Source organism: Atopobium sp. oral taxon 416 (assembly GCF_018128285.1).
Taxonomy (GTDB): domain Bacteria; phylum Actinomycetota; class Coriobacteriia; order Coriobacteriales; family Atopobiaceae; genus Olsenella_L.
In genome coordinates, this window is record NZ_CP072380.1 from 1,152,479 (window position 1) to 1,170,802 (window position 18,324).

Genomic DNA, 18,324 nt, shown 5'->3' on the forward strand with positions numbered 1-18,324 from the left:
AGGTTGTGTCCTCCGTTTCCGTAAGGAAGTGGGGGACACTGCATTGTAACGGGCGTTTGTACGTTGTGTCCTGCTCATTGACAGCATGCGTACCCTTTGGTATCCCTGAAAGTGCACTGAGAGGCTGGGGTGCCACGAACGTGGCTGAGAAAACCCATGGAACCTGATCTGGACAATACCAGCGCAAGGGAGCTTCCATTTGGATGCAGGCGTTGCTGAACGCCGCCGATGCATTCTGACAGCCCCTCGAACAATAGAGGGAGTGATCAAACGTGCAGACCATCGACCAACAAAAACGAGGGTTCACGATCCGCGAAGTGGTGTTCCTCGCGATCATCGCGATCTTTTTCGGGATCATCTATCAGCTCTGGAGCTATGTCTACTATCTTCTAGCCGCAACCCCGCTTGAGCCCTTTGCAAACGATATCACCTTAGGTGTCTGGGTTATGGCAGGCCCGCTGGCGGGAATCCTGCTCAAGCGCCGTGGTGTCTCAATTATCAGTGAGTTCCTGGCTGCCGCAGTCGAGATGCTTCTCTTCTCGAGTTGGGGCGTCGGCGACCTGATCAACGGAGCAGTCCAAGGTTTGGGCTCTGAGCTGGGCTTCGCTACCTGCCGCTACAGGAACTGGGACAAAGCTGGACTCTTCTGGGGTGCCCTGTGGACGACGATCATCACTTTCGCTTGGGACCTGCTGAGAAGTGGTTATGCGGAGTACGGCGTAGGCATGTGCATTGCCCTCTTTATCATCCGCTTCGCCTCAATCGGCCTCTTCTCCGGCGTGCTGGTCTATAAGATCGCCGAACTTGTCAACAAGACGGGCTTGCTTGACAAATGACGCTTTCCCTTAAAACACAAGACCTGAGTTTTCGCTACCGCGACATCCTGATCTTTTCCCATCAGAACTTCGAGGTGCCGCTGGGCGAATTCTCAGTCCTGAGCGGCCCTTCCGGCAGTGGCAAGTCGACGCTGCTGAAGTTGCTCGCCGGCCTCTATCCACGCTACGGCGGCACCATCACCTCCGGCAACGTCTATCTGGAAGGACAGGTGGCCGGGATCTGTATGCCTTTTGAGCGTGCTCAGCGGGTTTCGATGCTCTTCCAGCATCCCGCCCGGCAATTCAGTATGCGCACGGTCGCACAGCAGATCGACTTTGCTTGCGCGAACCTGCAGGTACCTAAAGAGGAAGTTGCAGAGCGTCGACAGGAAGTCCTGAAGCGTCTCAATTTGGAGCACCTGGCTCAGCACATTGTGACCACCCTCTCCGGTGGTGAGCAGCAGTGCGTGGCGCTCGCTTGCGTGCTCGCGATGCGCTCCAAGATCATCCTGCTCGACGAGCCCTTCGCCAATGTAGACGTGCATGGACGTGCCTATATTCTGAAAGTTTTAAAAGGGCTACAGACACGGGAAGGCACGACCATATTTTTGGCTGACCACGAGCTGGAAGGCTACCGGGGGATTGCGACTAAGCTCTTTTCGCTTTCCGGGGAAACCCACGAGCTCACCGAGAAGCCGCTCGACATGCTGCCGGAGGGGAAGTCCGGTGAGGAGCATAGGGTTACCCCGCATCCCCTGAAATCGGGGTTGTTCTCCTGGTCTGATCTCAGCTATGGGGCGGGGGAGCGGACCCTTGTGAAGGACAGCCGCTTCACCCTTCCCAAAGGGCAGGTCGGACTTTTGTCCGGAGACAACGGGGTGGGAAAGTCTACCCTGTTCAAAGTGCTCTCCTGCCAACATGACTACACAGGGACGCTCACCTTTGAGGGGCAGGATGCCCAGAACTTTAAGCCCAAGGAGTGGGCCATGAAGGTAGGGCTGACCTTTCAGTCGAGTGAGGATCAGTTCGTCACGCTCACGATGGAAGACGAGCTTTCCCTCTCTGCACAGCACTCGCTGCAGCCTAAGTATTGGGACAAGAAACGCATCGCCAGCGCCGTTGAGGAATTAGGTCTCACCGGACTTGAGAGACATGTGGTGTACCGGCTCTCGGGAGGGCAACAGAAGAAGCTGCAGCTCTTGAGCATGCTGATTATGGGACAGCCGACCTTGCTGGCTGACGAGCCCTTTGCAGGGCTCGACGCCGCCTCGGTCCGGGTGGTCCTGAATCTCCTTTGCCAGACGGTTGAGGCTCTGGAGCCTGCGGTGCTCGTGGCCTCCCATCAGCGTGCGCAGGTCGCAGAGGCCTGTGACTACGAGCTCAGGCTTGAGGATCAACACCTGAATCTGTTGGGGGAGGAGCAATGAGCAACAACCGCGCAGACCGTCTCACGGACCGTATGGGATCGGGACAGCAGGGCTCTGAGCTGCGGGGGCTCAATGCCTCCGTCCTCTTTGTGTCAATGCTGGGGGTGGGGATCCTGATCGGCTTTTCCCAGTCAATCATCCTCAACCTGATTGTGATAGCCTTCGGATTCATCTACCTCGCAGCGATGCGTGCACGTCTCAAGACCGCGCTGATCGCGCTAGCAGTGGCCTTTCCGTTGGCGTTGGGTACCTGGTCCTCATTCATGTTCTTTGCGGTCAATCATGCGCCGCACACCGCCTGGCTCTATGGGACGCGTGTGTATGCCTATCTGGCGTTAGGCATGATGGTGACGATGACAAAAGGGGCAGAGGAGGTCTTAACCAGCCTCCACCAGCACTTGCACCTCTCCAATACCTTTGTGTTTGGCTTGCTCGGCTCCTTTAATCTGGTGAAGAGCATCCATGACCAGTACAAGCGGATTATGTATTCCGCGATGCTGCGCGGGGATGAGTACCACCTCTGGCAGCCGCGGCTCTATCTGCGCTTCATTATCACCGCGCTCAACTGGTCGGGGGATTTGGCGCAGGGGATGACGTCTGAGGGGTTCAGCGAAGGGGCCCCGCGCACCGAGCTTGTTGAGGACGTGTGTCCCATCTGGCAGTGGGTCTTAGCAGTTGTACTCATCGCGCTCTTCGCGGTGGGCGCTTTCGTGATCCGGCCCTGGTAGGGCTCCCAACTCTTTACATATCGGTGTCGTTTTGTGTCACACTCTCAGATGCGGAGGGAATTGCAGTGGAGGGGTTCCACAGCGGCGCAGAGTTTCCACCGGTGAGCTGCCCGTGGCAACAGTTGAGGTCGTTGACGATGCGGTTCACGAGGTTGGAGTCTGAAGCGGAATCGGTGCAGACGGCGATCACGTAGGGACCGGTGTCGGAGAAGACGATGCCGGCGTCGTTCATCGTGGGCGAAGCGTCCTCTGTCTCATCGGAGAACCAACCTGCCTTCGACCAGACTTGGTAGGTGTTGCCCAGCACCATATGCAGGGGTGAGTTCGGAGTCGTTAAGAAGAGCTGTGAGAGTTCCTTAGCGTCGTCGGTGCCTGAGGTGAGGTAGCGGTAGCCCTGCTTCCAGGCGAGGACAAACTCGCGGGCGGACATGTCCGCGTACCAGTTGTAGTCAAAGGGGATATCGTGGCTGTCGGTGTCGATGCCGGCGTCGGCGAGCCACGCTGACCAGCCGGACTCCTCTGACATCGTTCTCAGGCTTGCATAGTCGCTGTTGGAGGATTGGTTGATTACGTTCTTGACGAACGGATACACTGTATCGTGGTTGAGCTTGCCTGTCTCCACCAAGTCCTGATAGACAAAGATACTGTAGGGGCCTTTGATAGCGGAGGCGGAGTAGACACGGTCTTCGGGTTGATAGGTGATTCGACTTCCGTTCTCTTTATCGATATCGTGTAGATCGATCGAGACAGTGATGTCGTTGTCCCTGCACTGCTGCAGGGCCTCTTCCAGGTCCTCAAGCGCGGGGCTGCCGTCTAAGGAGGCCTGCCCGGAATAGGCGATACCGGAGTCGGTCACTGTCTCTTCGCTTGAAGTCCCGTCCTGGTTGTCCCGCTCCTCTTCAGAGATTTTTTCCTGATCTTCACTCTGCTCCTGGGCTTCACCGGGATCGCCTTCGCCTGAGGCGGTGACGAGTGAGTGGATCTGAACTGTGAGAACGACTGCGAGAATGATGACGGCGATCGCGACAAACGCACGCAGCTGGGTCGCGGTGGTGTACCGTGGAGCGGGGGCAGTACTGCGTTTCTGTGCTTGTGCCTGCAGATGCCACCGACGGCCCCAGGGGTGCTTCGAACTTGTACTGTGTGTTGGTCTTTTCCAAGGAGGACGAGCAATATGTCTGTACGGTTGGGGGCTGGCTGGTCGCCTGGAACCTGTGTGTCTGTCTTCTGCCAAGAAGCGCTGCCCTCCCACCATATAGATTGCATCCAGCGTTATCGCTCTATATATAGTACACCACGTATCATATGCAACATTCTTCCTGAAAGATAAGACATTAACCTCAAAAGTGTGGTGTCGGGTGTGTATGGAGGCATGGGTCCTGCATATACCGTTTACCAATCCGCTTCCATTCAGCCGATGCGTGGATAAAGTTTTTACCCAACGTGCTACGCTTTTTAAAAGGCACTTCGCTACTTATGGTGGGTAGCACTTCTGCATCCCCTTGAGCACGTAGTACCTGGACAGCCAAGATTTTGGCGACGGATGCGGTCCTAAGGTGCGATATGGATGCTTAAAGCAGGTATGCTGGCAAGGCTTTTTAAGAAGCCCCCTGGGGCTTAGAGACGAATGGAGGTTACAGACGTCTGGTTCGAAAAGCGCAGATGAATGCAGGAAATCCTCCCTGTGAGGGTGGCACACGTCAGGGACAGGTAAGTGGTGAGCCCTGCCTGCCACAGGCGCTGCGGCACCTACGACGCGCGAGAAGACCTTGTGGCATCTCGACATCTGGCAATACGAGACGACCGTGCACGGCGCAGTGTTGAGGGCCCAAGGACGGCGTGCATGCCGCAAGGATACCCTGAAAGATCCGTCCAAAGACGCATCACGGCGCTGTTTGAGGCCCAGCTGATACGTGATAGCGCTCTTCGACATGAGCGTTGTAGCGATAACCTCTGCACGAGACAGCCCACGCGCATATGGAGACTGCTTGGGAAGGCGACATCGAAGGCGAGGGATGCAGCAGACTATTCCAGAGTCGTGCGTGTGGGTACAGGCGACACCGCCAAAAGGTGCGACCAAAGCTGTATCAGCATCATGGCCGATCTCAACCGCCAGCGCACCCACGCCATCACGGAAGGCAAAGGACAAGGGAGCGGTGTAAAGGTTTTGAGATGAGCTTAAGGAGCACACAGGGACCAGACGAAGGGCTTAGAGGTCATGCGCGACATGGCAAAGACATAACTTCCTGAGAGTCACCGCAGTGATGCCCCAGGCCGCCCAAATCCTGGACAGCTTCCATGTGGTGGCAGCTCTTCACAAAGGCGACAGACCCTGTGAGGGGGATGGAGAGGCGCGAGTCGGCAGAGAAGCACAAGGATACTTACCCAGACGAACTACGTATGGCTAAAGAGGTGGGAGAGCCTCACAAAGTGCCAGCTTGCGAAGAGAGAGGAGCTCGACCCTGCGAAGACACATCTCAGGGAGGCGCGTGCCTGCCAGACGGCAAAGCGATGCAGGACGTCTATGGCTGCCCCGACAGAAAATCTACAACCAAAGCCTCAGACCGGCTCTGCTCGTAGACGATGCACTCTGCCGTAGCTAAGATCAAGAGGATGGCAGGTACCTTTAGGCAGGAGCGTAAGGGAATCTTGAACTGGTGGGAGAAGGGATCCACCAATTCGTTCCTCAAAGGGCTCAACTCCCTCGTCCAGTCAGCAGAAAGTGCTGCTAGGGGCTTCAGGAACATGTCCTACTTCAAGACGATGATCTTCCTCAGACTGGAAAACTCAACTTCTCGGCCCAGAGACAGCTGGCCTGTACTACCCACTAGAGACGTCGAAGAGCCGAAAAACGGGTGGCACACGCAGGCGTGCCACCCGAAAAAGGGGGAAGCGGTATGGCAAAGGTAACGCTGAAGGATATAGCGCGGGCAGTAGGAGTCTCTCCGACGACAGTTTCGTTGGTGCTTAATGGCAGACCCTGTCGGGTGAGCCAACCGGTTCGGCAGAAGATCAAAGACGTGGCATTGCAGAAGCACTATGTGCCGAACCAGATTGCCCGGAGCCTGGTCTCTCAGTGCTCCCACAGCTTCGGTTTGGTGATTCCGAACATTGAGAGTCGTTTCTTCGCTTCATTAGCACACAACATTGAGACTCTGTGCCGCAAGCAGGGCTATATGCTTCTGATCACGAACTCTGACGGCACCGCTAAAAACGATGCAGAGTTGGTGCGTCTTCTCGTCAACCGCGGCGCTGACGGGATCTTCTTTGTTGCCTCAGAGGAATCCGAGGCGGACCAGAACTTGGTCGATACCTTAGAGCAGCTGCCCTGCCCCTATGTAATGGTCGACCGTTTTATCGAAGGACTCACCTGTGATTCGGTACGCTACGACAATGAGATGGGTGCCTCCATGGCAGTCAACTATCTGATCGAACAGGGGCACGACCACATCGCGGCGATGCTCAACCTGAATTCGAATACCGGCCGTGACCGCTTGATCGGCTATAAGCAGGCCCTGGAGGACCATGGACTCACATACGACGGCTCACTCGTCTTCGAGACTGATTACTTCATCCCAGATGCCTATACGGCGGCGCATGATGTTCTGAAGAGCGGGGTCTCCGCAGTGTTTGCCAGCTCCGACAACATTGCCTTAGGGCTCTTAAAGAGGATCACTGAGGAAAGGCTCTCAGTACCGAAGGACATCTCGGTCGTTAGCTACGACAACAGCGCTGCGGACTCCATCTTTGAGCCAGCCCTGACTTCGATTGAGCAGAATGTGCCAGAACTCTCGAGAAATGCCGTGGAGCTCCTGATGGCGCGCGTAAACGCCGGCAAGGATGCTCCGGTGCAGGGGGATATTACCCAGCGGGTTCTGAAGCCCCGTTTGGTGATCAAGGATTCCGTCAAGAACATCAATCCGGCTTCTGCTCATGTCACTGACAGCGAGGCGAATATCGCGCTGCTGTAGTGTCGGGCGAGGGAAAGCCTATTCAGTAAACATAAAATATGTATCCAAAAACAGGCGTCGGTCGCAGTTGCGTGCCAGCATCTGTTAGTGAATGTGTCATAATTGTTACACAAGCTGTAGTAGTATAACAGGTTTTAGATACTACTTCTTGTATGTTTGTGATGTATCTATGAGATTTGGTAGCGGTTAGAGAAGACCCGCAGGAAATGTGGGTTATTTATCTACTCAATATTTGCTCATCAACTCAGGACTGGTAAACTATACAAAAGTATAGCAAGGCTGCGACATAAATAGCAGTTTCAGGTAACAAAAAATATGTGATACTGAAAGGAGCTTTATGACCGGTAAAAGAACAGTTGCATTTGCAATTGCTTCTGTACTTGCATTCGGCGGTACCTTTGGGGCAGTCTCAGTTCCCGCTCTTGCCGAGGATTCAAGCTCACTGCAGCAGCAGCTTGATGACGCAAACACGCAATTGACGAATATGGGATATCAGCTCGCTGCATCCCAGGAACAGCTCAATGGTACGGCAATTCAGCTGAGCGATACGCAGAGCAAGATTGATTCTCTGAATGACGATATCGTCCAAAAGCAGAGTGAGCTTGAGGGGCAACAGGCAACGCTCAGTAAGCGCGTCTCCTCGAACTACAAGACAGGCGGCGTGAGCCTTCTTTCCATTGTGTTGGATTCCGAAAGCTTCGATGACTTCGTCGGGCGTGTCTACTACGCGGACAAGGTTGCGGAGTCCGATAAGGCGCAGATTGATTCGATCAAGGAGCTTGAGGATAACCTCAATTCCCAAAAGAATGAACTTGAGAATCAGAAATCCCAGGAAGAGTCCCTCTACAACCAGCAGACCAACCAGACAGCTACGATGCAGTCACAGATCGACAGACAGAAGGACTTTATCAATGGGCTTTCTGACGACGTGAAGAACGCCGTGGTGGAAGAGACCACCCGTCAGGCTGAGGCCAGCGGCGAAGAGGCGCCTGCTTCTACGGATGATCTGACGCTGAGCGACTATGTGAGCTCCCTGCGGACCCTCACTGGTTCCGATTCCGGCAATAACGATCAGGGTGGAGCAACCGCTGACAGCGATACTATCAGACAGGCAAATGATGCCAACCAGCATCCGAACAATGGCGGCGGCGTCAACTCTGGCAGCGGTAACAATCAGTCGAGTCAATCCTGGTCTGCGCCGATAACGTCGGACAACAGCACTCCGCCTCAGTCAACCCAATCGACGCAATCCACGCAGCCGCCTCAATCAACTCGGCCGACGCAATCCACGCAGCCGCCTCAATCAACTCGGCCGACGCAATCCGCGCCGCAGCCTCGGCCTTCACAGCCGGTGAGCAGCGGTGTCAACCTCGGTACTGTGGTCGCCACCGCTCAGAGCTATCTTGGTGTGCCGTATATCTACGGTGGTGCTAGCCGCTCCGGTATCGACTGCTCTGGCTTAACGATGAATGCCTACGCTGCAGCCGGAGTTTTCCTGCCGCACAACGATGCTGCACAGCGCGCACTGTTCACGCCGGTCTCCCTTGCACAGGCACAGCCGGGCGATCTGGTCTTCTTCAATGGCCATGTCGGCGTCTATGTTGGCGGTGGCCAGATGATTCACGCACCGCAGCCGGGCATGACTGTTGAGTACTGCACGATCTACATCATGGGTGGCCCGATCATGATCGGTCACTATAACGGCTAATTGAGTCCGCTATATAGAATGAGCTAACAGTTCCCTGGATGACGCAAAAAATCATCCAGGGAATTTTTTAGTTCGATTCAAAAAAATTGTGGGCCGATGCCCGAAGCGCAGTGCGCACAAAGACAGAGGGGCGCGGCCCTCCTCTAGACGATATGACCCGAACCCACAGAGCAGGGAGGGCCTGCCGCCTGAGTTGAAGCAGGGCCTCTCAAGGCCCAGAATGATTGCTGCTGCAGCAACGAGAACCGGAAGGCCCCTATGGACAAGACTACCATCAGCAAGGCAGGCATGGGGACGGCATTTAGGATCGACAGCCATTCGAGGATGACGATGCTGTGCGCCCTCATCCTTAAGGCGGGAGAGACTGCGCTGTGCTCCTTCCGCAACAAACCCGTAGTCTGACATCAGGGCATGGATGGCGCAGGAGTGCTTCTGAAAGCCTGCCATCGGCGTCTTGCGAGGCAGGCTGCACGGGCTTTGTCCCTGCACGGATGCTCAACGACCAAGGATGTAAAGGTCGTGCCCATAGCGCCCTCGAGGATGTCCACCTTCTGCCTACTCCCGCACGAGGAAAAACGACAGGAACGACTCCATGAGGCTCGCAAGGCATGGCAGATGCAGACAAGCTCCACAGGATGTGGGTACCCACCAAGGAGATAGCAAGGCTAAAGGGACGCGGTGTGTGCCCTCGACGACCTTAAGGCAGCAGAAGAAGGTACACCAGCGCGTGCCCACCCTGCTTGCCGCCACGGGATTGTCTGGGAGGAGAGGACGCCCGCAGACAGGCAAAAAGAAGCTTTAGGGAGTCGACTTCTGGGCATGGCTGCGTGCCTGCGCCCTTGTCAATCCAGGCTCGCAAGCGACGCTTCTTGCCGACATTCGGGCTGCGAAGTCCACAGACGAGCAGTACGGCGCGATGATGGAGAGGGCGCATCCCCTTGCATCCTCATGCACGCTCGCCCCTGCCCTTAAGGTGCTCCTATGCCTTTCGGGCGTCGGCTTCAGGTGCGCCTTTACCTTCTGCGCAAAGATGTGTGACTTCTCCAGGCTCTGTTCGGGGAGGAAGGCCACATCCTGGCTGGGGCTCTCCCCGTCGCAGTCGTCAAGCGCCGCCTCCCACAGGATGGCAGGCATATCGAAATGCGGCCCCAGGCTGCTGAGGGCGCTCCTTATGGGATGTGCCTGGGCGTGCGCAAGGGCAAGACCTACTTTTTCGAAGAGGTGTCCCGCGTCGGTGGATCTACACATCAGGGAACGTGCACGGCTGCTCTCGGAGGAGGCAGTTGCTCGAGAGGGACGTCTTACCCTGCAAGGCTAATGCCGCCACGGCAGCCGAGCTGGGAAGGTTCATGCTCTTCATCGGCCAGCAGGTACCGGAGCGGGCCTCAACCCAGGCTGCATAGTGCCACGCCGCCATCCACCCACTCCCTCCACTGCCTTTTGCTGCCAATCTCCACGAAAGCCCTGAATGCCGCTGTGTGCGCGAGACTCAAGGCGGCAGGGACGCCCGATTCTATGTGCACCGGCCATGCCAACACGTACGCGCTTAGAGCGTCCCTTAGCCGCCATGTTGGAACACCGATGTTGGGACCGTGCATATGCACGCTATCTAAGGATATGAGAGTAGGCAGGGATGTCCGCATGTCTCTCATGTTGCAGGACGCGTCCGCAGCGGTATTCGTCGAATATCCTTCATCCCTGCAGTTCAGGAAAGCCTTGTGGGCGCCTGTTTCGCGATAGCATTGCCACTTGACAGGGGTTTGAGTCATATGAGAATCTTACATCGCAACAAGAAGATCCCGAACAAGGATGGAGCGCGCTGATAAGTGTAGCATCGCCAGCAGCCCAGCTGCCGCCCGCTTGCCATGCCAAAGAAGCTCCTGCCTTCCTTTCGATCCCCTCGCATCTCGAAGGATTTGTACAGACGGGAGAGCCCAGAGAAGCTGTCCGTACCGAGGAGGTCGAAACGTCGTCCAAAAGATACCCAACGCCGCCTCGCATCCTGTCCGTTCCAGGCAGGCCGGCAGTGTCAGATGCACCGTCGTGCCCCTGCTGCGGAAGGCCGATGGGGGGAAATGGCAGGGCCCCATCGCGCTTTGGTATCCCCCTCTCGGGGTGGAGAGGCAAGGATAGAGGTGTCCCGGCCAAGATGGGCATGCAGGGAGTGCGGGGTCCAGATCAGCCTTCATCTGAGCCGAGCCTTAAAGTCGGCTTTCTGGGAGACTATGAGCTTCTCCTTGCAGCTCTTGGAGCACTTCTTCTGCTTGGGCTAGCTTCTCCTCTATCGTAGCTTTCTCCTTTTTCACGTGCCCTGATGGCCCTTTGCCTTGCGAGGACAATCGCATTTCACGGTCTCAACCTTGTTACGACGTCTTTTCTGCGGGGGTTTCGCTCTTGGTTAGGGTGTCCTTTTTTCTCGGCTTCCTCCCAGCGCTAGGTTGCTCGCTCGATACGCTTGTAGCCGATAAGGCCTTAGGGGAAGGCCGATGCTTGTGAAGATCTTAGCTGTCCTTTCGTCCCGCTGGTAGGGACCCCGGACAAAAAGTCGGATCAACTGGTCCAGAATCGGAGCCTGGGATGTATACCAAAGAAGAGCGTGAGGGAATTACGCTGGGAGTTCCACGAGAACGTACCCCTCAGGCAGGGATGGCACCCACAACTTCCACGCAGGGGAGCTAGGGCTGCTCGTGGTCAACGCTGAGGCGAAGTTCGCCCTGGATGGCTACAAGGCCTATCTCTCTTCCGCCATCGACTGCTTCAACGGCTGGCTTGTATGCTGGAAGGTATCGATGCATCCCGACTGTGAGCTTGCGGTCGACATACTCGAGGATCTGGTGGGCAAGATTAAAGCTCTTCGAGGGAAGGCTCCTCGTCGTGCATACGGACACCGGTGCGCTCTATATGACAGACGAACGGGCAGATGCCTGCAGCAGAGGGCAACGCCGCCCACTCGATGTCGCCCAAGGACAAAAGTCCCCTGACAATGCCCGTGTCAAAGGCTTTTTCGGCACGCTCAAGTCTGACCTCTTTTCCGGCATGGATTGGGCTGACAGCACATTCGAGGAGTTCAAGAGCTGTCTTGACAGCTACATCGAGTGGTATTGTTTGACCAAGCTCAAGCGTGCCTTGTAGGTGGAGGACGCTCAGGGAGCACAGGAGGGGCTTTAGCTGCGCATATGCAGCCTAGATCCGGGAAAATGTCCGGGGTCCCGTCCGTATCAGGCGATATGGAATCATAGCGTGTTTTGGAGACTCCTCGAGATGTCACAGAGGCGGCTGTGAGTATCTCTAAGCCCTAGCTGCACGTCGGAGACCCGCCGATACGGTAGCTACAAAAAACGACCTGAGTCGAAACTCAGGTCGTTGGAATGCGCCTTGAGGTATTGAGTGTAGCGTTACTTTGAAGCGGTGTGCTTCTTTTTGCTCTTCGCCCTCTGTTTGGCGGCTTTCTCTTCCTGCTCCTCGCGTTCCTCCTTTTCCTCTTTCTCTTCGAGCTGCTCTTTGGTGAGCTTCGTGAAGCCTGAGGAGAGGGTCACATCGCGCAGCGTCTTGGAGTCGAGATACTGTGAGGTCACTTTGCCCAGATCACGGTAGATCATCACGGTGGGGCAGGATTGAATGCGTGGACAGATGTCGCCGGTCAAGCAGTCAAGGCAGGCGACCGGGGCCAAGGAAGAGCCCTCAGCAGCCCGCATGATCTCGCCCAAGGTATAATCTTCAGGCTTGCGAGTCAACCGATAACCGCCGCCCTTGCCACGCTGGCTCTCGACGAAGCCGACCTTGTGCATTACGGCAATCACCTGTTCCAGGTACTTACGGGAGATACCCTGCCGCTTGGATACGTCTCCCAGAGAGACCCACCCGCTGTGCATTGCCAGGTCTGCCATAGCACGCAGGGCATAGCGGCCCTTGGTTGAAAACATGCTGGCAGCCATGGTTATCCTTCCTGATCTTCAGTCGTTGAGGCTTTCTCAGTATTGCCTTTGAGCATCTCCTTGAGCGTTCTCCAGGAGAGCTCAGCGCATTTAACACGCGCCGGCATGTGGGAGACGCCCTCGAGTGAGGCAGCTTCCTCAAGCTGGTCAAGCTTACTTTCGTCCTTCTCTTTGCCAGTGACCATATCGGTAAAGAGGTCACAGAGCTTGATGGCTTCCTCAGGGGTCTTGCCGACCATCAGGTCACTCATCATGTCCGCAGAAGCCTGGCTGACCGCACAGCCGTGGCCGGTGTAGGCGGCCTCGGCGATCTTTCCATCTCTGTCAAGTTTCACGGACAGCTCCAAATCATCGCCACAGGAGGGGTTGATACCCTCGTGCTTCATCGTCGGGTCTTTCATCTCATACTTGTAATCCGGATGTGCTATATGGTCGATGAACTCAGCACTGTACAAATCATTTTGTTCCATGGAATACCTGCCAAACATAGTTGAGGCCATCTACAAGCTGGTCGATATCCTTTTTGTCGTTGTAGAAAGCCACAGATGCCCTACAACTACTAGATATACCCATTGAGGTCATGAGCGGTTGCGCGCAGTGGTGACCGGCGCGGATCGCCACATCCTTCATATCAAGCAGGGATGCGACGTCATGCGGGTGGATGTCCTTTACGTTGAAGGAGACCACGCTGAGGTGGCGGTCAGGATCTCTCGGTCCCACGATCTGGATGAAGGGCAGCGCTTCGAGCTGCTCCACCAGGTAGTGGGTGAGGGCATGCTCACGCGCTTCAAGTTTCGTGAAGTCCTGATCAGTGAGGTACTTGATTGCGGCGTCGGTAGCATAGATGCCTGCGGCATCCTGGGTGCCAGCCTCAAACTTCTGCGGTACCGGTGCCCATACGGCGTCCTGCTCGGTGACGGAGTCGATCATCTCACCGCCGGTCAGGAACGGCGGCATAGAGTTCAGCAGATCTATCTTGCCCCAGAGCACACCGATGCCCATCGGGCCCTCCAGCTTGTGCGGGGAAAAGGCGAGGTAGTCGATCCCGAGATCGCGGACGTTGACTTGCGTATGAGGTACTGACTGCGCGCCGTCGACGCCTACGTAAGCTCCAACTTCGTGTGCACGCTTGGCGATAGCCTTGATGTCAGGGGAGACACCCAACACGTTGGAGAGTTGGGTTACGGAGACGATCTTGGTTTTGCCGGTGATCTTCTTCTCAATCTCTTCAGGAGTGATTCTGAAATCCTTATCCAAGCGCAGGTAGACGAGCTTAGCGCCGGTCTCCTTGCAGATCTGCTGCCAGGGGATCAAGTTGGAGTGGTGCTCCATAATGGAGATTACAACTTCGTCTCCCGGTTTCAGGATCTTCTTCCCTAAGGTGTGTGCAACCAGGTTCAACGATTCTGATGCGTTGCGCGTGAAGACGATCTCATTGCCCTGCGGCTTACCCTTCTCATCGGTCGCCCCGATGAAGGCAGCGATGTCCTTACGGGTCTTATCGATTGCTTCGGTTGCCTCAACCGAGAGCTTGTAAAGGCCACGCAAGGGGTTGGCGTTCATCGTCTCGTAGAAGTGACGCTGGGCGTCCAACACAGCTTTCGGACGCTGTGTGGTTGCAGCGCTGTCGAGAAATGCGAGGTTGGGTTGTTGCACGAGCAATGGAAAGTCTTTCCTGTATGGATTGGCGGCAATATCTATGGCTGCCACATCACTCACCCTCTTTCTCTAGAGCGAGGCCCTCACGGGAATCCTCAAAGGCCCGCTCACCTAAAACATCAGAAGCGCGGACGCCGACGGCTTTCTGTGAAGCGGCTCCTGGGGCGTGGATCAGTGCGTCGTCGAAGAGTGCAGTCGCAAAGAGCTGGGAGACCTGCTTGCCCGCGAGGCCGCGAGTAGCCAAGTACTCAGTCTGCTCAGGCCCGATGGAGCCGATGGAGGCGCCGTGGTTGCCCTGGACGTCTTCCTCGTCGCACAGGATGACCGGCAGGGTCTTGTTCACGATGTGGTCGCCCTCGACGAGTACCGTCTCCAGCTCGTTGCCCTTGGAGCCTTTGCCCCCGTGGATCAGATCGATCGTCTCACGCAGGGTCTTTTGTGCGGAGTCGGTCAGCAGGCCGGAGGCGCTCATCTCGACCTTGGTGTCACAACCGCGCTGGCGAGCGACATGGTTCAAGTCGAGCTTCTCATGGCCGCGCACAAAGTAGCGGCTCACAAGATCGAGACGGGCGTGGTCTTGGGCCAGATTGGTCGCCAGGCCTGTGACGACGTTGCCGCCACCGAGCGCGTACTGGCGCACCTCAATTCTGGAATTCTGCTGGGCGTCGATCGCGAGGCCTTCGATGTGCTGCTGCTCTTCCGGCAGCGCCATGATCTCCACCACAGAGACGTGGGCGTCGTGTTCCGCATAGATGCGCAGCAGGTTGGCGGAGGTATCCTTGCTACCCTGTTTTCCGTGGGAGAGCATCACGATCGTGGCATTAGCGTGATTTCTCACTATGATCCCGGTATCCTTGATATCGGTCTTGTCTGCGTCGCAGTCCACGACGATCGGCCTGTCGGTCGGGCGGTGTGCGGGGACCTCGATGTAGTGGGAGTCGCCCGCCATGTTCTCGATCCACTTCACGGCCTCAGGACCGATGCCGGACTCAATGCGTCCGAACATCTCCGGCAGGCGGGCAAAGACCTCACCCTGCTCCTTCGGCTTGATCACCGTGAGGCTGGTGTCGTTGATCTTCAGATAGTTCCACGTCTGCTTGGGCGGTACATTAAGATGTTTGAGCGTGGTGGTTTCGGTCATTGCTGCTGCCATCAGCCAATCGCCCCTTCCATTTCAAGCTTGATCAGATTGTTCATCTCAACGGCGTACTCAAGCGGCAGCTCCTTTGAGACCGGGTTTGCAAAGCCGTTCACGACGAGTGTTCTGGCTTCCTGCTCAGAGCAGCCGCGGCTCATCAGGTACATGATCGTGTCATCCGAGATTGCGCCGATCGTGGCCTCGTGGCCTACGGATGCGGTGCGGTTGCGGACATCCATCGCCGGGATTGTGTCAGAGCGGGAGATATCGTCGAGCATCAGTGACTGGCAGGAAACCGTGGCACGGGCGTTGTCCGCCTTCGGGCCTACGACGACGGAGCTCCTGAAGGTGTTGGCGCCGCCGTCCTTAGAGATGGACTTGGTATCCACTGAAGCAGTGGTGTCCTTACCGTTGAGGATGACTTTGCAACCCGTATCGAGGTCCTGCGTGGCGCCCGCGAAGGTGATGCCAGTGAACTCGCAGTGCGAGTTGTCACCTGCCAGGATCGTGGTGGGATAGAGGTAGCTCACGTGTGAGCCGAAGGAACCGGACACCCATTCCATGGTGGCATCTTTGCCGATCGTGGCGCGCTTGGTGTTCAGGTTGTACATGTTCTTCGACCAGTTCTCGATCGTGGAATAGCGCAGACGCGCGCCGCCTTTCACGAAGAGCTCGACTGCGCCGGCGTGCAGGTTGGCGGCGTAGTACTTCGGGGCCGAGCAGCCTTCGATAAAGTGCAGGTTGGCGCCGGGCTCGACGATGATCAGCGTGTGCTCAAACTGGCCTGCGCCCGCGGCGTTCAAGCGGAAGTAGCTCTGCAGCGGGTACTCAACGGTGACACCGGCCGGGACATAGACAAAGGAGCCACCCGACCAGACTGCGTAGTGCAGTGCTGCGAACTTGTGGTCCGTGGGTGGAATCAGGGTACCGAAGTACTGCTTCACAATCGGCTCGAGCTTCGGGTCGTGGATCGCATCCTCGATCGTCGTGTAGACGACGCCGTACTTGGCGACCTCCTCACGCATGTTGTGGTAGACAATCTCTGAGTCGTACTGGGCGCCGACGCCGGCTAAGCTCTCACGCTCCGCCTGTGGGATGCCCAGACGTTCAAAGGTGTCCTTGATGTCCTTGGGGACGTCGTCCCAATCGTTGGTCTGCTTGGTCTTCGGGTTCACATACGTAGAGATGTGGTCCATGTCCAAGTGCTCGATGGAGGGGCCCCAGTTGCCCGGCATCGGGGTGTCCTGGAAGATCTCCAGCGCCTCGAGTCGCTTGTTGAGCATCCACTCAGGCTCGTCCTTCTTCTTGGAGATGGCACGCACAATATCCGGGGTGAGGCCGTTTTTGTAGCGCTCATAGCCCACCTCCGGCTTCACGAAGTCATACAGGGAGCGGTCAATATCCGCGACCTGTGTCTTTTTCTTCTCACTCACAGCTATTAAGCCTCCTGCTTTGTTTCGGCTTCGAGCTCATCCTCATACTTGCCAAAGCCCTCACGGTCGATCTCGTTGATCATTGAGGCGTCGCCTTCAGCGACCAGATGTCCTTTCACCATCACATGAGTGGTGTCGACAGAGAGCTTCTCCAGGATGCGCGTGTTGTGGGTGATCATCAGAAGCGCGCCCTGACAGTCACGGCGATACGCCTCAATACCCTTGGACACCACGGAGAGCGCGTCAACGTCGAGGCCGGAGTCAGTCTCGTCGAGGATGGCCAGTTTCGGTCTCAAGAGCAAAAGCTGGAGCATCTCGATCTTCTTCTTCTCGCCGCCGGAGAAGCCCACGTTGAGCTCACGGGTGAGGAAGGAGTCGTCCATATCGAGCTCCTGTGCGACCTCATTCACGCGCTTCCTGAAGTTGCGCGCAGTCATCTTGAGCTCCGGGCGCATCTGCGTAATGGTGCGCAGGAAGGTGTACAGCGGCACACCCGGTACCTCGACGGGGGATTGGTAGGACAGGAAGATGCCGGCGAGTGAGCGCTTATCGGTCGTGAGATCGGTGATATCTTTTCCGTCGAAATGGATTGAACCTTCACGCACGATGTATTGCGGATCGCCCATGATCACATGGCCGAGTGTGGACTTGCCTGCGCCGTTCGGCCCCATCAGCACGTGAGTCTTACCCTCGCTGACCTCGATATTGATGTGGTGCAAGATGGGTTTGTCCTCTGTGCCGGCCGAGAGGTTCGAAACCTCAAGCAATGTATCTGCCATATCGTCTCCCAAAACTCGTGTGATCCGCACTTTGTGTAGACCACGATGGTCGTGCGCACCGGTATACTAAAAAGGCAGTTCGGTGCATAGCATATGAACTAATTCATAGTAGCGTTAGGGGTATTTAAGAGAAAGTCCTGAACGCAACGCTTTAGAAAGCGGCCACATTCAGAAGGCATAAGGTACTCTTAATTCCTACTAGCTAGTAGGTATTTTACCGAAATCGCGTCTTTTATTCCCGCAGGCAGAGTAAATGTGATGAAACAATAGAGACACAGTCGGCTTTCAGGAGGGGGCCGATACTTGTTTCATTGCGGGAGAGTTGCGAGCGCCTAACACCGCATGCTTTTGTCCTAAAATGCCTCTATGGTATTGATTGTTAAATAATGGCAGAGTTGGGAGGATGGTTAGACCCATGCCGTTAAGTAAAGAAGATGTGGCAGCCATCGCGGAATATGCTCGGTTCCATTTGACAGACAAAGAGCTGGATGAGATGACCGACTATATGAATGAGGCGGTCCGGTTACTCCAGCCGATCCGTGAGTATGATCTGGAGGGAGTGAAGCCCACCTATCAGCCGATCGGGGATCTCTCCAATGTGATGCGTGAAGACGTGGTCGACGACCATGACCGTGCGCTCGATCTGAAGGACGCTATGCACAACGCGGGGAGTACCCACGACCGCTACTTCAGAGTGCCGTCCATCCTCGGCGATGAGGAGGAAGCTTAAA

The 18,324-nt window shown here is 56.3% G+C and carries 18 protein-coding genes and 1 riboswitch; of the genes, 11 read left to right on the plus strand and 7 right to left on the minus strand.

Features of this window, described 5'->3' with window-relative positions; all coding sequences use genetic code 11:
• The first annotated feature begins 115 nt into the window (after positions 1 to 115).
• Positions 116 to 208: riboswitch (TPP riboswitch) on the plus strand.
• 64 nt (positions 209 to 272) lie between these two features.
• From J4859_RS06275 to J4859_RS06285, 3 genes are read left to right on the plus strand one after another with little or no spacing between them, the layout of a single operon-like run.
• A complete protein-coding gene (locus J4859_RS06275; RefSeq protein ID WP_212334310.1) occupies positions 273 to 836 on the plus strand; it encodes an ECF transporter S component in 564 nt (187 codons plus the stop codon).
• Positions 833 to 2,242, plus strand: coding sequence for an ATP-binding cassette domain-containing protein (locus J4859_RS06280; RefSeq protein ID WP_212334311.1), 1,410 nt, complete (start codon positions 833 to 835; stop codon positions 2,240 to 2,242). Before J4859_RS06275 ends, J4859_RS06280 begins: the two co-directional genes overlap by 4 nt.
• Positions 2,239 to 2,970 (plus strand): energy-coupling factor transporter transmembrane protein EcfT, encoded by a 732-nt coding sequence (locus tag J4859_RS06285; protein ID WP_212334313.1) that lies wholly within the window; start codon positions 2,239 to 2,241, stop codon positions 2,968 to 2,970. The genes J4859_RS06280 and J4859_RS06285 overlap by 4 nt, the downstream gene beginning before the upstream one ends.
• A 13-nt stretch (positions 2,971 to 2,983) precedes the next feature.
• On the opposite strand, the gene J4859_RS06290 is transcribed toward J4859_RS06285, so the two are convergent.
• On the minus strand, positions 2,984 to 4,204 hold the full coding sequence (locus J4859_RS06290) for a hypothetical protein (protein WP_212334315.1): 1,221 nt from the start codon (positions 4,202 to 4,204) through the stop codon (positions 2,984 to 2,986).
• Positions 4,205 to 5,008: 804 nt separating this feature from the next.
• On the opposite strand from J4859_RS06290, the gene J4859_RS06295 reads away from it, so the two are divergent.
• The 7 genes from J4859_RS06295 to J4859_RS06325 all read left to right on the plus strand — a co-directional run bounded on the left by J4859_RS06295 (position 5,009) and on the right by J4859_RS06325 (position 11,781).
• Complete coding sequence (locus tag J4859_RS06295) at positions 5,009 to 5,146, plus strand: hypothetical protein (RefSeq protein ID WP_212334317.1); 138 nt, start codon at positions 5,009 to 5,011, stop codon at positions 5,144 to 5,146.
• 407 nt (positions 5,147 to 5,553) lie between these two features.
• Complete coding sequence (locus tag J4859_RS06300; RefSeq protein ID WP_256436836.1) at positions 5,554 to 5,880, plus strand: transposase; 327 nt, start codon at positions 5,554 to 5,556, stop codon at positions 5,878 to 5,880.
• Positions 5,868 to 6,941, plus strand: a complete 1,074-nt coding sequence (locus J4859_RS06305; protein WP_212334320.1) for a LacI family DNA-binding transcriptional regulator — start codon at positions 5,868 to 5,870, stop codon at positions 6,939 to 6,941. Before J4859_RS06300 ends, J4859_RS06305 begins: the two co-directional genes overlap by 13 nt.
• Positions 6,942 to 7,278: 337 nt before the next feature.
• Positions 7,279 to 8,649: an NlpC/P60 family protein gene (locus J4859_RS06310; RefSeq protein ID WP_212334322.1), complete on the plus strand. Its 1,371-nt coding sequence runs from the start codon at positions 7,279 to 7,281 to the stop codon at positions 8,647 to 8,649.
• Between the two features lie 258 nt (positions 8,650 to 8,907).
• A complete protein-coding gene (locus J4859_RS06315; protein WP_212334324.1) occupies positions 8,908 to 9,051 on the plus strand; it encodes a hypothetical protein in 144 nt (47 codons plus the stop codon).
• A 628-nt stretch (positions 9,052 to 9,679) separates the two neighbouring features.
• On the plus strand, positions 9,680 to 9,967 hold the full coding sequence (locus J4859_RS17610; RefSeq protein WP_371812233.1) for a transposase: 288 nt from the start codon (positions 9,680 to 9,682) through the stop codon (positions 9,965 to 9,967).
• A gap of 1,556 nt (positions 9,968 to 11,523) precedes the next feature.
• Entirely contained in the window at positions 11,524 to 11,781 is a 258-nt protein-coding gene (locus J4859_RS06325; RefSeq protein ID WP_212334328.1) for an IS3 family transposase, read from the plus strand.
• Between the two features lie 263 nt (positions 11,782 to 12,044).
• Here J4859_RS06325 and J4859_RS06330 read toward each other — a convergent pair whose 3' ends face one another.
• From J4859_RS06330 to sufC, 6 genes are read right to left on the minus strand one after another with little or no spacing between them, the layout of a single operon-like run.
• The gene (locus J4859_RS06330) at positions 12,045 to 12,584 is read right to left on the minus strand and encodes an Rrf2 family transcriptional regulator (RefSeq protein WP_212334330.1); all 540 of its coding nucleotides are present in this window, start codon (positions 12,582 to 12,584) and stop codon (positions 12,045 to 12,047) included.
• 2 nt (positions 12,585 to 12,586) lie between these two features.
• Positions 12,587 to 13,054, minus strand: coding sequence for a Fe-S cluster assembly sulfur transfer protein SufU (sufU, locus tag J4859_RS06335; RefSeq protein WP_212334332.1), 468 nt, complete (start codon positions 13,052 to 13,054; stop codon positions 12,587 to 12,589).
• Complete coding sequence (locus tag J4859_RS06340) at positions 13,041 to 14,294, minus strand: aminotransferase class V-fold PLP-dependent enzyme (RefSeq protein ID WP_249113781.1); 1,254 nt, start codon at positions 14,292 to 14,294, stop codon at positions 13,041 to 13,043. Before J4859_RS06340 ends, sufU begins: the two co-directional genes overlap by 14 nt.
• A 1-nt stretch (position 14,295) precedes the next feature.
• On the minus strand, positions 14,296 to 15,396 hold the full coding sequence (locus J4859_RS06345; RefSeq protein WP_212334341.1) for a SufD family Fe-S cluster assembly protein: 1,101 nt from the start codon (positions 15,394 to 15,396) through the stop codon (positions 14,296 to 14,298).
• Positions 15,396 to 16,814: a Fe-S cluster assembly protein SufB gene (gene sufB, locus J4859_RS06350; RefSeq protein ID WP_212334343.1), complete on the minus strand. Its 1,419-nt coding sequence runs from the start codon at positions 16,812 to 16,814 to the stop codon at positions 15,396 to 15,398. Before sufB ends, J4859_RS06345 begins: the two co-directional genes overlap by 1 nt.
• Positions 16,815 to 16,819: 5 nt before the next feature.
• Positions 16,820 to 17,593 carry a Fe-S cluster assembly ATPase SufC gene (gene sufC, locus J4859_RS06355; protein ID WP_212334351.1) on the minus strand — a complete coding sequence of 258 codons (774 nt, stop codon included), beginning with the start codon at positions 17,591 to 17,593 and terminating at the stop codon, positions 16,820 to 16,822.
• Between the two features lie 415 nt (positions 17,594 to 18,008).
• On the opposite strand from sufC, the gene gatC reads away from it, so the two are divergent.
• Positions 18,009 to 18,323, plus strand: coding sequence for an Asp-tRNA(Asn)/Glu-tRNA(Gln) amidotransferase subunit GatC (gene gatC / locus J4859_RS06360; protein ID WP_212334353.1), 315 nt, complete (start codon positions 18,009 to 18,011; stop codon positions 18,321 to 18,323).
• The last annotated feature ends 1 nt before the right edge of the window (position 18,324 follow it).

What these genes read in the sequence shown, in the direction of transcription:
- J4859_RS06315 (WP_212334324.1), top strand. Translation starts at nt 8,908, where the DNA reads ATGGACAAGACTACCATCAGCAAGGCAGGCATGGGGACGGCATTTAGG.
- J4859_RS17610 (WP_371812233.1), top strand. Translation starts at nt 9,680, where the DNA reads ATGTGTGACTTCTCCAGGCTCTGTTCGGGGAGGAAGGCCACATCCTGG.
- J4859_RS06310 (WP_212334322.1), top strand. Translation starts at nt 7,279, where the DNA reads ATGACCGGTAAAAGAACAGTTGCATTTGCAATTGCTTCTGTACTTGCA.
- J4859_RS06330 (WP_212334330.1), bottom strand. Translation starts at nt 12,584, where the DNA reads ATGGCTGCCAGCATGTTTTCAACCAAGGGCCGCTATGCCCTGCGTGCT.
- J4859_RS06280 (WP_212334311.1), top strand. Translation starts at nt 833, where the DNA reads ATGACGCTTTCCCTTAAAACACAAGACCTGAGTTTTCGCTACCGCGAC.
- J4859_RS06300 (WP_256436836.1), top strand. Translation starts at nt 5,554, where the DNA reads ATGCACTCTGCCGTAGCTAAGATCAAGAGGATGGCAGGTACCTTTAGG.
- J4859_RS06345 (WP_212334341.1), bottom strand. Translation starts at nt 15,396, where the DNA reads ATGGCAGCAGCAATGACCGAAACCACCACGCTCAAACATCTTAATGTA.
- gatC (WP_212334353.1), top strand. Translation starts at nt 18,009, where the DNA reads ATGCCGTTAAGTAAAGAAGATGTGGCAGCCATCGCGGAATATGCTCGG.
- sufU (WP_212334332.1), bottom strand. Translation starts at nt 13,054, where the DNA reads ATGGAACAAAATGATTTGTACAGTGCTGAGTTCATCGACCATATAGCA.
- J4859_RS06285 (WP_212334313.1), top strand. Translation starts at nt 2,239, where the DNA reads ATGAGCAACAACCGCGCAGACCGTCTCACGGACCGTATGGGATCGGGA.
- sufC (WP_212334351.1), bottom strand. Translation starts at nt 17,593, where the DNA reads ATGGCAGATACATTGCTTGAGGTTTCGAACCTCTCGGCCGGCACAGAG.
- J4859_RS06305 (WP_212334320.1), top strand. Translation starts at nt 5,868, where the DNA reads ATGGCAAAGGTAACGCTGAAGGATATAGCGCGGGCAGTAGGAGTCTCT.